General features: G+C 75.3%; 10 protein-coding genes and 1 pseudogene. 4 read left to right on the top strand and 7 right to left on the bottom strand.

What is annotated here, in order from left to right:
* Positions 1-11: 11 nt before the first annotated feature.
* From ettA to AB5J87_RS23055, 3 genes are read left to right on the top strand one after another with little or no spacing between them, the layout of a single operon-like run.
* Complete coding sequence (ettA, locus tag AB5J87_RS23045; protein WP_190091387.1) at positions 12-1,676, top strand: energy-dependent translational throttle protein EttA; 1,665 nt, start codon at positions 12-14, stop codon at positions 1,674-1,676.
* A gap of 5 nt (positions 1,677-1,681) precedes the next feature.
* Complete coding sequence (locus AB5J87_RS23050; RefSeq protein WP_369378921.1) at positions 1,682-2,143, top strand: acyl-CoA thioesterase; 462 nt, start codon at positions 1,682-1,684, stop codon at positions 2,141-2,143.
* The gene (locus AB5J87_RS23055; RefSeq protein ID WP_369378922.1) at positions 2,140-2,796 is read left to right on the top strand and encodes a hypothetical protein; all 657 of its coding nucleotides are present in this window, start codon (positions 2,140-2,142) and stop codon (positions 2,794-2,796) included. Before AB5J87_RS23050 ends, AB5J87_RS23055 begins: the two co-directional genes overlap by 4 nt.
* Before the next feature lie 439 nt (positions 2,797-3,235).
* On the opposite strand, the gene AB5J87_RS23060 is transcribed toward AB5J87_RS23055, so the two are convergent.
* From AB5J87_RS23060 to AB5J87_RS23075, 4 genes and pseudogenes are all read right to left on the bottom strand, one after another.
* Positions 3,236-4,243 (bottom strand): ABC transporter ATP-binding protein, encoded by a 1,008-nt coding sequence (locus AB5J87_RS23060; protein ID WP_369378924.1) that lies wholly within the window; start codon positions 4,241-4,243, stop codon positions 3,236-3,238.
* Positions 4,240-6,959: pseudogene (locus AB5J87_RS23065) on the bottom strand (FtsX-like permease family protein). The gene AB5J87_RS23060 and the pseudogene AB5J87_RS23065 overlap by 4 nt, the downstream one beginning before the upstream one ends.
* A 1-nt stretch (position 6,960) precedes the next feature.
* Positions 6,961-10,254, bottom strand: coding sequence for an FtsX-like permease family protein (locus tag AB5J87_RS23070; RefSeq protein WP_369378925.1), 3,294 nt, complete (start codon positions 10,252-10,254; stop codon positions 6,961-6,963).
* A gap of 167 nt (positions 10,255-10,421) precedes the next feature.
* Complete coding sequence (locus AB5J87_RS23075) at positions 10,422-10,826, bottom strand: globin (RefSeq protein ID WP_369378927.1); 405 nt, start codon at positions 10,824-10,826, stop codon at positions 10,422-10,424.
* A gap of 168 nt (positions 10,827-10,994) precedes the next feature.
* On the opposite strand from AB5J87_RS23075, the gene AB5J87_RS23080 reads away from it, so the two are divergent.
* Positions 10,995-11,966 carry a methyltransferase domain-containing protein gene (locus AB5J87_RS23080; RefSeq protein WP_369378928.1) on the top strand — a complete coding sequence of 324 codons (972 nt, stop codon included), beginning with the start codon at positions 10,995-10,997 and terminating at the stop codon, positions 11,964-11,966.
* 27 nt (positions 11,967-11,993) lie between these two features.
* Here AB5J87_RS23080 and AB5J87_RS23085 read toward each other — a convergent pair whose 3' ends face one another.
* From AB5J87_RS23085 to AB5J87_RS23095, 3 genes are all read right to left on the bottom strand, one after another.
* The gene (locus AB5J87_RS23085) at positions 11,994-13,313 is read right to left on the bottom strand and encodes an FHA domain-containing protein (RefSeq protein WP_369378929.1); all 1,320 of its coding nucleotides are present in this window, start codon (positions 13,311-13,313) and stop codon (positions 11,994-11,996) included.
* A gap of 97 nt (positions 13,314-13,410) precedes the next feature.
* Entirely contained in the window at positions 13,411-14,769 is a 1,359-nt protein-coding gene (locus tag AB5J87_RS23090; protein ID WP_369378931.1) for a VWA domain-containing protein, read from the bottom strand.
* 59 nt (positions 14,770-14,828) lie between these two features.
* Positions 14,829-16,139 carry a protein phosphatase 2C domain-containing protein gene (locus AB5J87_RS23095; protein ID WP_369378933.1) on the bottom strand — a complete coding sequence of 437 codons (1,311 nt, stop codon included), beginning with the start codon at positions 16,137-16,139 and terminating at the stop codon, positions 14,829-14,831.
* Positions 16,140-16,143: the final 4 nt, after the last annotated feature.

Genomic DNA, 16,143 nt, shown 5'->3' on the forward strand with positions numbered 1-16,143 from the left:
GACGGTTTCTCTTGGCTGAGTACATCTACACCATGCGCAAGACGCGCAAGGCGCACGGCGACAAGGTGATCCTTGACGACGTCACGCTGAGCTTCCTGCCCGGCGCGAAGATCGGTGTGGTCGGTCCGAACGGTGCCGGTAAGTCCACCGTTCTCAAGATCATGGCGGGCCTTGAGCAGCCCTCCAACGGCGACGCGTTCCTGAGCCCGGGCTTCAGCGTCGGCATCCTCATGCAGGAGCCGCAGCTGGACGAGACGAAGACGGTCCTGGAGAACGTGCAGGACGGCGCCGCCGAGATCATGGGCAAGCTGAAGCGCTTCAACGAGGTCGCCGAGCTCATGGCGACCGACTACTCGGACGCGCTCCTCGAGGAGATGGGCAAGCTCCAGGAGGACCTCGACCACGCCAACGCCTGGGACCTCGACGCCCAGCTGGAGCAGGCCATGGACGCGCTGGGCTGCCCGCCCGCCGACTGGCCCGTGGTCAACCTCTCCGGTGGCGAGAAGCGCCGCGTGGCGCTCTGCAAGCTGCTGATCGAGGCCCCCGACCTGCTCCTCCTCGACGAGCCCACCAACCACCTCGACGCCGAGTCGGTGAACTGGCTGGAGCAGCACCTCTCGAAGTACCCGGGCGCCGTCGTCGCGGTCACCCACGACCGGTACTTCCTGAACAACGTGGCCGAGTGGATCCTGGAGCTCGACCGCGGCCGGGCCATCCCGTACGAGGGCAACTACTCCACGTACCTGGACAAGAAGGCGTCCCGCCTCAAGGTCGAGGGGCAGAAGGACGCCAAGCGCGCCAAGCGGCTCAAGGAAGAGCTCGAGTGGGTCCGCTCCAACGCCAAGGGCCGGCAGACCAAGTCCAAGGCGCGTCTGGCCCGTTACGAGGAGATGGCGGCCGAGGCGGACAAGATGCGGAAGCTGGACTTCGAGGAGATCCAGATCCCGCCGGGCCCGCGTCTGGGCTCGATCGTCGTCGAGGTCGAGAACCTCTCCAAGGCGTTCGGCGACAAGGTCCTCATCGACGACCTGTCCTTCACGCTGCCGCGCAACGGCATCGTGGGCGTCATCGGTCCGAACGGCGCGGGCAAGACCACGCTGTTCAAGATGATCCAGGGCCTGGAGACCCCCGACTCGGGCTCCATCCGGGTCGGCGAGACCGTGAAGATCTCGTACGTCGACCAGAGCCGTGCCAACATCGACCCCAAGAAGACCCTCTGGGCGGTCGTGTCGGACGAGCTGGACTACATCAACGTGGGCCAGGTCGAGATGCCCTCGCGCGCGTACGTCAGCGCGTTCGGTTTCAAGGGCCCGGACCAGCAGAAGCCGGCCGGGGTGCTCTCCGGTGGTGAGCGCAACCGCCTCAACCTGGCGCTGACGCTCAAGGAGGGCGGCAACCTGCTGCTCCTCGACGAGCCCACCAACGACCTCGACGTCGAGACGCTCTCCTCGCTGGAGAACGCGCTGCTGGAGTTCCCGGGTGCCGCTGTCGTGATCTCCCACGACCGCTGGTTCCTGGACCGGGTCGCCACGCACATCCTGGCGTACGAGGGCGACTCGAAGTGGTACTGGTTCGAGGGCAACTTCGAGTCGTACGAGAAGAACAAGATCGAGCGCCTCGGGGCCGACGCGGCGCGTCCGCACCGTGCCACCTACAAGAAGCTCACCCGGGGCTGATCTTCTTGGCTCGCCACATCTACAGCTGCCCGCTCCGCTGGTCGGACATGGACGCCTTCGGGCACGTCAACAACGTGGTCTTCCTCCGCTATCTGGAGGAGGCCCGGATCGACTTCATGTTCCGGCTGGCGCCGGGGGACGGCTCGCCGTCGTTCTCCGGCGGGTCCGTAGTGGCCCGGCACGAGATCGACTACGTACGGCCGCTGGTGCACCGCCACGCACCGGTGACCGTCGAGTCGTGGGTCACCCGGATCGGCGCGGCGTCGCTGACGATCGCGTACGAGGTCAAGGACCCCGAGCAGGTGTACGTGCGGGCGGCGACGGTCGTCGTGCCCTACGACCTGGCGGCGGGGCGGCCCCGGCGGATATCCGCTGAGGAGAAGGCGTTCCTCCAGGAGTACCTGGAGGCCCCGGAGTCCTCGGGCTCCCCGAAGTCCGGGGCGCGTGCGGAGCGGGCCGCGGCATGACCCTGAAGCTGGGCTTCGCCGACGCGGGGGAGGCGGCGGATCTCGCCGCCTTCCTGGCCCGGCTGATCCACTACGACCGGGCGGCGGCCGTGCGGCTGCAGGCCGGTGGCGGCGCGCTGGCGGTCTTCGGCCGTCCGCCCGCCTTCGAGGTCCTCGCGGTGCGTACGGTCCGGCTGGACGCGGTGGTGGAGCTCGACGTCACCGTCTCGGCGGGGGATCTGCTGGAGGCGATCGACGAGCCGGCCTCGGCCGTCGTGGTGCCGTCGGCCGTGACCGGGCCGCCGTGGGCGGGCGTGCTGCCGCCGCGCGGCGGCTGGCGGCAGGTGCCCGGGCTGCCGGGGGCCGCGCAGATCCGGGGTGCGGTGGCGGCGGCGGTCGAGGAGTTCCGGGCGCGGGACGCGGCGCTGCCCGAGGGCGGCCGTACCCGGGCCGAGCGGGACCGGATCGGCCGGGAGATCTGGTCGCGGACGCTGGGGGAGACGGGGGTGCCGTTGCGGGTGGTGCACGCGGCGCAGTCCCTGGGGTTCCTTCGGGGGGGCGGGGTCGAGCCTGCGCTGCTTTCTGCGGGGGCTTGGTTGCGGTTGCGTACGGCTTACGGGTCTGTGGTGGTGCGGCGGGTTGGTGTGGGGGCGCTGCCGCTGTCCCCTGTGTAAGGGGCTCCTTCCCTGGGCTTCGCCCCGGACCCCCTTCCGCTGGGCCTGCGGCCCTCGCCACCCTCTTTTGCCCGCGGGTCGTGGCCGGTTGCTCGCGCCGTTCCCCGCGCCCCTCTGTGCCGGGCCTGCGGTCCTGGTCAACCCCTCTTTTGCCTGTAGACCGTGGTCGCTTCTCGCGCCGTTCCCCGCGCCCCCTGGAAACCCGCCTTCGGCTGCGGGTCGTGGCCGGTTGCTCGCGCCGTTCCGCGCGCCCCTCTGTGCCGGGCCTGCGGTCCTGGTCAACCCCTCTTTTGCCTGTAGACCGTGGTCGCTTCTCGCGCCGTTCCCCGCGCCCCCTGGAAACCCGCCTTCGGCTGCGGGGCATGGCCGGTTGCTCGCGCCGTTCCCCGCGCCCCCTGGGAACCCTCGTTCGGCTGTGGGGTAGCCCCGTGCTTCCGGGTTACTCCGGCTGCTTCTCCTGCGGGGTGGGTGTGGTGTCCGGCCAGACCTGGATGTGGTCTTGCTCCAGTTCCAGGAGGACCCTGCGTTCCATTCCGAGTGTCTCCGTGTACTCCGTGGGGAGCTGGAGGCGGCCCGCTCGGTCGAGCATCGCGTACTCGCGGGCCACTATCGACTCCTCGCCCGTCGTCTCGTCGACGTGGGTGCGGCGCAGGACCTCCGTGGCGGTGCGGCCGTCGCGGATGGCGACCGTGCGGCGGACCTCGCCGGCCACCGCCTGGTCGTGGGTGACGATCACGATCGTGGTGCCCAGCTCCTCGTTGGCCGTGCGGAACGCGGCGAAGATCTGCCCGGCCGTGGTGGAGTCGAGCTCGCCGGTGGGCTCGTCGGCCAGCAGGACCGAGGGGTTGTTGGCGAGGGCCACCGCGATGGCGACGCGCTGCTGCTCGCCGCCGGACATCTGGTGCGGCCGGCGGTCGCGGCAGTGCCCGACGCCCAGCATGTTCAGGAGCTCGTCCGCCCGGTCCGCCTTGCGCTTGGCGCGCCCGCGCAGCTGCATCGGCAGGGAGACGTTCTGCACCGCCGTCAGATACGGCAGCAGATTGCGGGCCGTCTGCTGCCAGACGAAGCCCACCACCTCCCGGCGGTAGCTCAGCCGCGCCTTGGCGTCCATGGCCAGCAGGTCCCGGCCGGCCACCGAGGCCGCCCCGGCCGTGGGCACGTCCAGCCCCGCCAGGATGTTCATCAGCGTCGACTTGCCGCTGCCCGACGCACCCACCAGGGCCATCAACTCGCCCTCGTCGACCAGGAGATCGAGCCCCTGGAGGGCCTGGACCTCGACGCCGTCCGTGGTGAAGATCCGGACCAGCCGGTCGCAGGCGATCAGGGCGTCATGGCCGTACGCGGGCCGGTCGCGGCGGGACGTCGCCCGCGCCTCCAGCTCCGCCAGCGTCCGGACCCCGGTCTTCGCCGCCCCGGTCGTCGTCGTCCCGGTCCTGGTCCCCGTCATCGCGCATCCCCTGCCCTCAGCTCCGTGACCGAGCCACGCCGGCTCGTCCACCACGCCTGTGTCGCCGCCACCGCCGTCGTCAGCACCACCACGCACCCGGCGGGCACCAGCAGCGACAGCGCGTCCGTGCGCAGGCCGCCCGCCGCCACCGCCTGCGCGGGCGAGGCCGCGAGGGCCAGGCCCGTCAAGTTCACGCCGGGCGCGAGGAGTTCGATCGCCGCCCAGCCCGTCAGCGCGCCGCCGACCGCCGCGAGCACCGCCTGCGGCAGGGACTCCAGGACCAGCAGGCGCCGGCCCTGGCGGCGGGTGAGACCCATGGTCCGCAGCCGGGCGAGCAGCGCCGACCGTTCCGGCGCGCCCCGCAGCAGCGACAGCATCAGCGCCAGCGCCGCGTAGCCCGCGCCCGCCGCCACCGCCGCCGTGTAGACGCGCTCGGCGCCCGTCTGGAGCGGGGAGTCGACCAGCCTGGCACGGGTCTCGGAGAGCAGTTGCACGGTCGGCGCGGACGTGGAGCCGGCCGACGAGGTCTTCACCACCCGGCGCAGCCGCGCCGCGTCCACGTCCTTGCCGTCGACGAGCAGCGCGGTCGGCGCCTTGGCGCCCAGCGCGGCCGAGTCCACCAGCAGGAAGTCGCCGCGCGGGACGGCGGGGGTGTGCGCGCGGACCGCGACGACCCGGACGGTCAGCCGGTACCCGGCCACCACGACGTCCCGGGGCCCCCGGCCCAGGCCCGCCGCGACCCGCGGGGAGGCGAGGGCGGGCAGGGCGGCGCCCTTGGCCCCGGCCGTCAGGTCGCCCGGTGCGAAGGGGCCGAGGCCGGTGCGGTCGGCGAGCCGGGCGTACGCTCCGGGCTCCGCGCCCACCACGGTGATCCGGTCGCCGTACGGGGTGTCCACGCTGTAGTCGATCCGGGCGGGGACCGCGAGCGAGACGCCCGCCACCTTCGCCACCCGGCCCGGCAGGTCCTTCGGGAGCAGGGCCGCCGTCTCGATCCGGGCGTCGGCGCCCGTCGTGTACAGCGCGGCCCGGTCCCGCGCGTCCGCCACCCCGGCCAGCACCGAGCCGCCGAACGCGGCCGTGGTCAGCGCCGTGAGCAGGGCGAGCAGCGGGAGCACCCCGCCGCCGGGGCGCGGCCCGCGCGGGCCAGCGAGAGGAAGCCGACGGTGCCGCGGAGCCGGGCGGCCGGGCGCGCGGCCCAGCGCAGCGGCAGCGGGTACAGGCGGACCAGGACGAGCGCGGAGATCACTCCGACCAGCACCGGGGCCGAGCTGACCAGCGAGTCGGAGCCCGCTTCGGTGGAGCGGCGGCGCAGAGCCACGACCGCGCCCACCGCCAGTACCAGCAGCGTCAGTTCGGCGACCGTACGGCGGCGCGAGGGCCGGACGCGGACGAGGTCGGCGCGGTCGGCGGCCGAGCGGACCGTGCGGTGGGCGAGCATCGCGCGCACCGGCAGGGCCAGCGTCGACACGGCCGCCACGACGGCCACCGCCAGCAGCGCGGGCCCCAGCCGTCCGCTGCGGATCACCAGGACCGCGAGGCCCAGGCCCAGGGCCGCCGCGGGGAGCACCACCACGGCGGTCTCGGCGGCGAGCCGGGCGCCGATGCCGCGCAGCGAGCCGCCCCGGGCGCGCAGCAGGGTGAGTTCGGCGCCCCGGCGCGCGGTCGCCAGTCCGCCCGCCATCAGCAGGACGACGCCCGCCACGGTCGCGGTGCCGAAGGAGGCGACCGCGACGACCGGGCCGATCGAGTCGCGTACGGCGGAGAACTGCGCGAACACCGCGTCGAGCTGGGTGCTGACGACGGCCTCGCCGCCCAGCTGGCCGCGGATCTCGGCGAGCGTCGGGCCGCCCTCGACGGCGGCCACCGAGGCGGTGAGCGCGGCCAGTCCGCGGGCCGTCATGGCTGCGGTGTCCGGGGCGATGTCCGCGTACAGCTCGGGCGCGCCCGCCGTGTTCAGCAAGGTGGCGGCCGATTCGTCGCCGACCAGCAGACCGGCGTACCAGTAGCGCGGCGCGTCGGGCTGGCCGGGCACCTGCGGCACGAGCTGCGGCTGGTGCAGCACGGACGCGGTCGCCCAGTAGCTCGCCGACGGCTTCAGCGGCTCCACGATCCCGGTGACGGTCACGGTGACCTCGCCGGAGTGGGCGCCGGGCAGGTGGAGGACCGAACCGGGCTTGATGCGCAGGGCCTTGGCGGTCGCGGCGGTGACCGCCGCCTGCGCCGTGGCGGCGCCGGACGGCTTCGCGGAGGGCAGCCGTCCCGCCGTCAGCCGGGCGTGGTCGGCGAGCGCGGAGCGCGTGGCCAGCATCAGCCGGGGCGGCAGCCCCTCGGGCCGGGCCAGCCAGGAGTCGAGCGGGGAGTCGGCGATCACCTTGTCGGTGGTGCGCAGCCCGTACGCCGACTGGTCCCGGTCCACCCGCAGCGGCGCGCGGAGCGTGTCGTAGGAGCGCTGGACGTCCTCGGCCAGCCGCCGCGGGCCGACGGCCCCCGGGTCCTCGGGCGGGGGCGGCGCGGCGGCGAGCCGGAGCACGGTGTTCTCCGGTGCCGCCGAGGCCACCGTGTGGCGCAGCCCCCGGTCCTCGTACGCGTCGGTGCCGCGCGGCAGCGCCGCCGCCAGGAACGCGGTGAGCAGCACCAGCAGGCCGAGGGCGCAGGCCGCGCCGGGCGCGGTCCGCAGCCGGGTCCGCACCCAGGGGGCGGCGGTCTTGGCAGTCATGTCAGTCGTCCCCCTGGTGGCGCAGCGAGACCGCCGGGTCGGTGCGCCGCAGCGCGAGCGCCGCGACGATCAGGAGCGGTACGGCGGCGACCCCCGCGAACAGCAGGGCGAGCCGCCCGGCGGGCAGTTCGACCAGCACCGGCGGCACGGGCTGGGTGGCCCGCCCGGTCAGCACGATCAGCGGCACCACCGCCCGGGTCAGCACTTCTCCCAGGGCGAGCCCCACCAGCAGCGCCAGCGCGATCAGCACGCCCTGTTCGGCGGCGATCAGCCGGGCGAGCTGGCGGCGCGGGGCGCCGAGCGCCCGCAGCACCGAGAACTCCGCGGCGCGTTCGCGCAGCGAGCCCGCCGCGCTGACCGCGAAGCCGACCGCCGCGAGGGCGGCGGCCACGATCGCGGCGGCGGCCAGGGCCGCCTGCGGCCCGGCGCCCAGCGGGTCGTTGCGCAGCCGGTCGGCGACCTCGTCGCGGACGGTGACCTGCTGCGGATCGATGTCGGGCCGGGCCCGCAGCGCCTGCGCCGCGCGCGCCCCGGCGCCCGCGTCGGTGGACAGCCACCACTCGGTGGGGGCGAGGCCCGCGGTGTCGGTGGTGGCGAGCTGCCGGTTGACCGCGCGCAGGTCGAGCAGGAGCGCGCCGCCGTCGTGGGCGGGGTCGGTGCCCTCGGCGTCCGCTCCGGCCGTCGGGATGCCGCTGACCCGGGCCACGACCTTCGCGCGGATGCTCTGCCCGTTGAGGACGGTGGTCACGGTGTCGCCGACCTTGGTCGAGCTGGAGGCGAGGAAGCGGTCGCTGGCGACGGCGGCGACCTCGCCCGGTGCGGGCCGGGGGGAGGAGACGGTCACCGTCCGGCTGGGGGCGCCGTCGAGGGGGTCGAACGACGACGGGGCCACGCCGGTGCTGTACGGGACGGTCAGGGCCTGCCCCTGGGCGGCCGGGAACAGCCTCTCGCGGGCGTCCGGCCCCTGCGCGGAGTCGGCGGCCGAGGCCCGCCAGCGGTCGGCGGCGGGCAGCGCCACCGTACGGGTCTGCCCGTCGCGGGTGACGGCCCGCAGCGCGGACACGGTGAAGCTGTGCCGCTCGGAGACCCCGAACGGCACGGCGAAGTCCAGCTGGAAGCCGGTCACGGCGAGCGGCCCGGCGGGGCGGCCCACCGGCGCGCCCGCCGCCCGGTCCAGCGAGATCCGGCTCTCGACGGTGCTTCCGTCGGCCCGCAGGCCGCCCGCGGGCAGCTGGTAGCTCAGCCCGAAGCGGTCCTCGACGGTCACGCTCAGCACGGTGTCGACGCGCCCGGGCCCGCCGTCGGCGGCCAGGCGCAGGGTCAGTACGGCCTCGGAGGCGTCCGCGGGCAGCAGCGCGCCGGTCCGGGCGGCCGGGGGCGGGGCGAGCCGGGAGAGCAGCGCGCGGGCCGGGCGGTCGGCGAGGTCGGGGCGGAGCAGCAGATCGCCGGAGTGCTCGGTGTCCAGGGCGAGCACGGTCGCCGAGCGGTCGCCGGAGAGCATCATCGAGGAGCGCGCGGCCGGGGCCACCGCCCGTACGCCGGGCAGCGCGTCGTAGGAACCGGCCTGGCCCAGACCGCTGGTCCCGGCGCCGAGTACGCGGACGGAGGCGCCCGCCCGGAAGTCGGCCTGGTCCTCCTGCGAGCGGTCCCAGGACGAGGACTGCCCGATCGCCAGCATGCCCATGGCGACCGCGAGCACCAGCAGCAGCACCGGGCCCGCGCCGCGCAGCGGGCGGCGGCTGAGCTGCCAGCCCGCGAGGGCGGCGGGCAGGCCGCGCCCGCTCGCGGCCCGGCGCTCGGCGAGCCGGGCCACCGGCGGCAGCAGCCGCAGGGTCAGTACGGTTCCGGCCAGCAGCGCCAGCGCGGGCGCGGCCACCAGGAGCGGGTCGATGCCGAGGCCGCCGTCGCGGTCGCCGCTGAGCGTGCCGGAGCCGGAGGTCTGGCGGTCCAGCTGCCAGTAGGCGACGCCGGCGACGACCAGCAGGCCGAGATCGGCCCCGGCGCGCACGGGGGCGGGCAGCGCGGCCTCGCGCCCGCGCCCGGAGCGCCCGGCGGACAGGGCCGGGGCCACCACCGCGACGGCGCAGCCGAGCGCGACCAGCGCCGACACCAGCCACACCGTGCCCCGGGGGCCGGTGTCCAGGTGGAGGCCGATGCGGGCGAGCGGGCCGTGTCCGGCGAGCAGCCGGGTGAGCGGGCCCGCGAGCAGCGGTGCGACCAGCGCGGCCGGGACGGCGAGCAGCAGCGCCTCGGTCGCCGAGAGGCCGAGGAGGCGGGCGCGCGAGGCGCCCCGGGCGCGCAGCAGCGTGCTCTCGCCGCCGCGCTCGCTGCTGAGCATCCGGGCCACCAGGAGCAGCGCGTAACCGGCGAGCAGGGCCAGTTGCAGGGCCACGATCAGCAGCGTCGAGCGGGACACCAGCAGTCCGCGCTCGGCCCGGTCCAGTACGTCGGGCAGGCCGGTGACCGCGGTGGCGTCGCCGCCGAAGGGCTCGCCCTCGACGAGCGCCCCGGGGCCCTGGCGGGCCGCCGTGCGCAGGGCGCCGAGTCCACCGGTGGTGAGGGTGGAGAAGTCGGCGGAGGAGAGCCAGGACGTCTGGCCCGCGTGCACCCGGCCGGCGCCGAGGACGGCGGGGTCGGTGAGCAGCGGCCCGTACGTGGTGAAGTTGACCTTGCGCATGCCCCGGCCGCCGAGGTCGTCGAGCTGCCAGTACGGCTCGGTGGCGTCGGCCGGCCGGTACAGGCCGGTGACCTTGACGGTGACGGGCGGGCCGGTGAGGCGGTCGGTGAGGGTCAGGGTGACGGGCTTGCCGCGCAGCCCGAGCAGGGTGGCCGCGCTCTCGGGCAGGGCCGCCTCCACGTCGTGGCCGGTGCCGCCCGCGGTGGGCCAGCGGCCCTGGGTGAGCTTGACCCGGCTGCGGTCCATGGCGGCGAAGAGGGTCAGATCGGGCTCGCCCTTGCGGGCGTCCGGGCTCTGGAGGGAGCGCGGCAGCGCGTAGGGGCCGGACTGGACCAGCGTCCGGGTGGTGACGGGGAGGCCGTTGAAGGTGCGGCGGGCCCCGGCGCGCACCGTGTCGTCGGCGGCCCGCCGCTTGGCCTCGGGCACATCGGCCTTGACGATCAGTGCGGCGGGGGCGGCGGACTCGTTGCGCAGGCCGTGGCGCAGGGCCGCGTCGCCGATGGAGCCGGAGAAGGCGGCCAGGGCGGCCAGCACCGAGGTCGTGAGCAGAACGGCCAGCAGCGCCGCGGTCAGCAGCAGCCGGTGCGCGCGTGCCCGCAGAAAGACGAATCCCGCCACCCGCGCCCCCTGGAAATGTGCAGCCCCCGAAAGTCTGTCCGGATGCTTTCAGAGCGCACGGGCCCGGGGAAACCGCTTGCCGGGCCTCCTTGACCTTTTTGTGATCGAAATGCGATCAGGGAGTGCCGGATTCCGGGGACGCGGTGATCGGAACGAGAACTTCCGCGCTACTCGGCCGTATTCACCATCGACGCGGCGGCATAGGTGAGGTAGTTCCAGAGCGTCGTCTCGTGCTCCGGGGAGAGGCCCAGCTCGTCCACGGCGGTGCGCATGTGGGTCAGCCAGGCGTCGTGCGCGGCCCGGTCCACCGTGAACGGCGCGTGCCGCATCCGCAGCCGGGGGTGGCCCCGGTTGTCGCTGTAGGTGCGCGGGCCGCCCCAGTACTGCATGAGGAACAGCACGAGCCGCTCCTCGGCCGGGCCCAGATCGCCCTCCGGGTACATCGGCCGCAGCAGCGGGTCCTCGGCGACGCCCTGGTAGAACCGGTGCACCAGGCGCCGGAACGTCTCCTCGCCGCCGACCTGCTCGTAGAAGGTCTGCTCCTGAAGCGTGCCGCGCGGAATCTCGTTCACCTGTGTACGCCTCGCAATGTCATTCGGCCCGGCCCCCCGGCCTCGGCCCGGGGTCCAGGGGTTCTCCCCCGGGAATGCGGCACACGTCCATGGTCTCAGATGGCCCGGCCGAGGACCGGGGACGTAGGACCACTCGCCTCCCCGGCCCGGGGGCAGCACAGTGGACACATGGGCGCAGACCGGGACCCGGCCGCCGAGGCGCGCGCGGCCCTGGTGGCGGAGATCGCCGCCGGGGGCGCTCTCGCCGACCCGGCCTGGCGGGCCGCCTTCGAGGAGGTGCCCCGCGACCTCTTCGTGCCCTCCTACTTCACCGCCCGCCCCGGCGGGTACGAGCGGATGTGGGGCCAGGACCCGGACCCGGCCCGGCGCGCGCGCTGGCTGGCCGGGGCGTACGAGGACACCCCGCTGGCCACGCGGCTGCGCGACGGCGAACTGCTCTCCTCCAGCAGCCAGCCCTCGCTGATGGCCCGGATGCTGGAGGTGCTGGAGATCGAGGACGGCGCCGCGGTCCTGGAGATCGGCGCCGGGACCGGCTACAACGCGGCCCTGCTCTGCCACCGCCTGGGCGAGGACCGGGTCACCACCGTCGACCTGGACCCGGAGATCACCGAGTCGGCCCGCGCGCACCTGGCCGCCGCGGGCTACCGCCCGGCGGTGCTGACCGGCGACGGGGCGCGCGGCTGCCCCGCCCGCGCCCCCTTCGACCGGATCCTGGCCACCTGCACCCTGCCGTCGGTCCCGGCGGGCTGGCTGGCGCAGTGCGTGCCGGGGGCGCTGATCGAGGCGCCCCTCGCCACCGGCCTGATCGTGCTGCGGGTGCGCGACGCCGGGCACGCCGAGGGCCGCTTCCTGCCCACCCCGGCCTACTTCGTGCCGCTGCGGGGCGTGGCGCCCGCGCCCGGCGCCTCCCGCGCGGGCGGTCTGCCGCACCCGGGCGCGCAGAGCGAGCTGTTCCGCTTCCTGCTGGCGCTCACCGCCGGCAGCCTCGACCCGTACGAGGCGTACGAGCTGTGGCGGCGCGAGGGGCACCCCGGGCGCGAGCGGTTCGGGGTGACGGTGACCGCCGAGCGCCAGTGGGCCTGGCTGGACGACCCGCGGGGGCCCTGTGCCTGGCCCCTGCGGGAGGTCGCCGCCGCGTGACCGGGGCCGTGCCCGGCCCCGGCCGGCTCAGCCCCGGCGGACGGTCAGGGTCGTCCAGGCGCCCACGTGCACCCGGTCGCCGTCCTGCAGCGCCACCGGCACGTACGGCTGGATCGGCTCCTCGGCGCCGTTGATGGTGGTGCCGTTGGTGGAGTTCTGGTCGACCACCGCCCAGCCGCCGTCGGGCTGCTGCACCAGGACCGCGTGCTGGTGCGAGACGCCCGGGTCCTCCGGCGGCACGGCCAGGTCGATGTCGGGCGCCTCGCCGGTGGAGTGGCGGCGGCGGCCGATGGTGAGCTGGCTGCCGGTGAGCGGACGCTGCTGCTCCGGCGAGTACGCGGGCAGGTTGAGGCCCGCGGCCTCCGGCCCGCTGCGCTGCATCATGGCCATGAAGTAGTCACGGTCCGGGCCGATGGTCACCGTCCAGCCGAGCGGCTGGGGCGGCGGAGCCTGGAACGTCTGCTGCGGCGGCCGGTGCTGCTGCGGCTGCTGCGGGGCCTGGGTCTGCTGGGGCGGAGCGGGCGGCTGGACGTGCTGGGGCGGGCCGGTCTGCGCGGGCGGCTGGATCATCCAGTCGTCCCCGGCCTCGGTCCGCTGCGGCCAGTCGTCCCCGGCCTCGGCGCGCCGGGGCCAGTCGTCGCCGGGGGCCTCGGTGTGCCGGGGCCAGTCGTCGCCCGGCGCCGTCGGCTGCGGCTGCGGCTGCGGCCAGTCGTCGTCGGCCTCCGAGCGCCGCGGGAACGTCGGCGGCGCGGGCGGCCCGGCCTGGGTGAACGCGGGCGGGGCCGGGGGGCCCTGCGGGAAGGAGGGCGGCGGCCCGGGACGCCCGGCGGCCTCGCCGTTCGGCGCCGCGGGCGGGGGCTGGCGGAACGACGGCGGGCCCTGCTGGGCCCCGGGGGCGCCGGTGAGCGGCTCGGCGGGCCGGTTCACCTGGGAGGGCCGCGAGCTCTGGTACTCGTACGGGTCGCGCGGCTGCGGCGACACCGGCCGCCCGGGCGGACCCGGCGGCGACTGGAAGCCCGGCGGCAGATTGAGGCCCTGGCCCTGCGCGGGGGCGGGCTGGGGCGCCAGCGGTGTGTACGAGGTGGCCTTCTGGGTCAGGAAGTTCCAGCGGCACTCCTCGCAGAAGGGCGTGTTGCCCTCCCGGGGCGTGCGGCACTGGGGGCAGAGCTCGGCCGGTGCGGCGGGCGCCGCGGGGCCGGGGTAGCCGTAGCCGCCCTGCGGGGGCGGGCCCTGCTGGAAGGCGGGGGGCGGGGGCGGGGGAGGCGGCGGCACGGCGCCCATGCGATGGCCGCAGACCTCGCACCAGTCGTCGGAACCCGACTGGTGTCCGTTCGGGCAGGTCGGCATGGAGTCGCTTCCCCCTCTCCTCGTCCGGCCCTCGGGCCGAGGCACTCAAGTGGTGTCGCTGGCGCGCGGACCGCCGGGTGCGGTGGCGCGTTTCGGGCTATTTCTTCACGCGTACGGTCTTGGTCGACCGGGTTTCGAGAGTCATCTCGTCCGCCTCCTCGACCTTCGCCTTGAGTCGCACAGTACCCGTCGCCTCGTCGACGACGTCCACCACCTTCGCCAGCAGCTTGGCCGTATCGGCGTTGCCGGAGGCGGCGGCGAGCTGGACGGCCCGGCCGAGCTTGGCGGTGGCGCCGTCGATATCGCCGGACTTGCGGGCATCGAGGCCCTGTTGGATGACCTGTGCCAGTTCGGCCTGGCCGGTGTAGTGGGCGACCTGCGGGTTGATGGCGGTGGAGGCGGCCATGTCCTCGGTCCACACCGCGCGGACCAGCCCCTGCGAGAGCGTCTGCGAGGTGCCGCCCGCCGGGTCCGGCAGGACCAGCGAGACCCGGGCTGCCAGCATCTCCTGGCCGATCCCGGCCTCCGGGACGCGGACGCACACGTGGTAGTCGCGGGACTCGTCGCCCCAGGAGCCGGTCGGGTAGTCGCCGGAGCGCGGCCCCGAGTCGGTGCGCCGGGCGGTCAGCTCCTCCACGGTGGGCGCGACCTGCTTCACGAAGAGGATCTCGGTGCCGACCGGCGTCCACAGCCGCAGTGCGACGTCCGCGACCTCCTTGCCCATCGCGTCCGCCATCATCCGCGTGAAGTCCGCGGCCAGGCCCGAGGGGTCGGCCACGATGTCGGCGGTGCCCAGCAGCGCGGAGGCGATCGCGGTGACCTCCTTGACCTCCCAGTCGGTGCCGACCCCGCGGGCGTCGCAGGTGAACCGGCCCGAGCAGGCGTCGAGCGCGGCCCGCAGGTCCTCGGGCGACTCGTGCTCGTTGCGCCCGTCGGTGAGCAGGATGCCGTGCCGGATGGGCGCCTCGGCCGAGCCGAGCAGCCGGTCGGCCAGCCGCAGCCAGGTGCCGATGGCGGTGCCGCCGCCCGCGCTCAGCGAGCGCAGCGCCTCCTTGGCCTGCGCGCGGGTCTCCGCACTCGCGGTGGCGAGGCGCCCGTTGCCCGGGTAGACCTCCTTGGCCTGGTGGGTGCCGGCGACCACCGCGAAGGTGACCCCGTCGCGCAGGGTGTCGACGGCGGCGGCCGTGGCGTCGCGCGCGTTGCGCATCTTCGTCGGCGGGTAGTCCATCGAACCCGAGCAGTCGACCATGATCACCACGGCGGCGCCCGGCGCCTGCCCGGGTATGAAGGACGGCGAGAGGGCGGCCCCCGCGAGCGGCGCCCCGCCGACCGTGCCGCCGCCCGTGGACGTCACCGTGACGATGGCGTTGACCTCGCGTCCGCCCTCCGGCAGGTACTCGTTCTGGTAGACCTCGACGGAGAACTGCGGCGCGTGCGACTTGGAGAAGTTGGCCATCTGCTGGGCTCCTTGAGGCTTCTGGGCCTGGAGTGACGGGAATGCGGGGAAAACGGCGCCTAGGTCGCGTTGTAGGCGGATCCTGCCCCTGCCGACGCCACCGCGAACGGCACGACCGCCACTGTTACGTTGTCGTGGCCCCCGCCGTCCAGGGCGTGCCCGACGAGCACCTGGGCGCTGTGCAGCGGCCGTTCGGCCGCGTCCGCCGGTACCGCCCCGGCCATCTCCTCGGCGCCCTCGGCGTAGTTCCACAGCCCGTCGGTGCAGACCACCACCACCCCGGAGCGGTCCGGCTTGAACGAGGCGGTGTGCGGGTCGAGTTCATAGGCGTCGGCGCCCAGCCAGCCCGTGATGGCGTGCGCCCGCTCGTCCGCGTACGCGTCGGCCTCCGTCATCAGGCCCGCCGCCACCATCTGCGCGGCCCACGAGTCGTCCTCGGTGAGCCGGGCGGGCGGGGTCGCACGGTCGTCGGGCACCCAGTACGCCCGGCTGTCGCCGACCCACCCGACCACCAGGAGCCCGCCCGCGGTGATCGCGCCGACCAGGGTGCAGGCCGGGGCGTTCTCGTGGCGGTGCGGGTCGTGGCCCGGGGCGCGGCCGGGCGCGGCCAGGGAGTTGACCGCCTCGGCGGCGGCCACGATCGCCTCGTGCATCGCCTGCTGCGGATGGGTGCCCTGGGGCAGTGCCTGCAGCAGCGACTCGTTGGCGCGGGCCGCGGCGGTGGCCGACGCCACGTCCGGGCGGGTGGCCGAGGAGACCCCGTCGCAGACGATCGCGACGACCGCGGGCGAGCCGTCCGGCAGCGCGGTGGTGGACACCGCGAACGCGTCCTCGTTGCGGTGGTGGCGCAGCCCCCGGTCGCTGACCGCCGCCACCGGGCCCAGCTCCTGCTCCATGTGGTCGCGCTCGCGCGGCTGGGCGTGCCCGCAGTTCTCGCAGTAGCCGTCCGTGTCGACCCGGCCCGCCCGGCAGGCCACGCACACCTTGGCGGGCGCGGTGACATGGGTGACCGGCTCCGCCTCGGGGCCGCCCGCGCGCGGGTCCGGGGCCGCCAGGGCGTAGTCGTCCGGCCCGGCCTCCCCGGCCCCGTCGAAGGTGGGCAGCGGGTTGCCGCCCGAGTCGGTGCCGGGCAGCTCGGCGGGCAGCTGCACCGGGGCCGGGGAGCCGCCGTCCGGGCCGGCCGCCGGGCGGGCGGCGGGCCACGCCTCGCCCGCCACCGGAGTGCCCATCACGACCGTCGGGGTGTCCGCCGGGGGCTCGGGCGCGGCCGACAGGTCGTACCCGCAGGCCCCGCAGTAGCGGTCGCCCGACTCCAGCGGCTCCGCGCAGCCGGGGCACAGCCCGGCTGCCGGCTGGTGCTTCTGCGCCATCAAC

The sequence above is a fragment of the Streptomyces sp. cg36 genome, assembly GCF_041080675.1.
Classification (GTDB): Bacteria; Actinomycetota; Actinomycetes; order Streptomycetales; family Streptomycetaceae; genus Streptomyces.

Bases quoted from the DNA above. Each gene is read 5' to 3' on its own strand.
- AB5J87_RS23055 (WP_369378922.1), top strand. From the start codon at position 2,140: ATGACCCTGAAGCTGGGCTTCGCCGACGCGGGGGAGGCGGCGGATCTC.
- AB5J87_RS23060 (WP_369378924.1), bottom strand. From the start codon at position 4,243: ATGACGGGGACCAGGACCGGGACGACGACGACCGGGGCGGCGAAGACC.
- AB5J87_RS23080 (WP_369378928.1), top strand. From the start codon at position 10,995: ATGGGCGCAGACCGGGACCCGGCCGCCGAGGCGCGCGCGGCCCTGGTG.
- AB5J87_RS23085 (WP_369378929.1), bottom strand. From the start codon at position 13,313: ATGCCGACCTGCCCGAACGGACACCAGTCGGGTTCCGACGACTGGTGC.
- AB5J87_RS23090 (WP_369378931.1), bottom strand. From the start codon at position 14,769: ATGGCCAACTTCTCCAAGTCGCACGCGCCGCAGTTCTCCGTCGAGGTC.
- AB5J87_RS23095 (WP_369378933.1), bottom strand. From the start codon at position 16,139: ATGGCGCAGAAGCACCAGCCGGCAGCCGGGCTGTGCCCCGGCTGCGCG.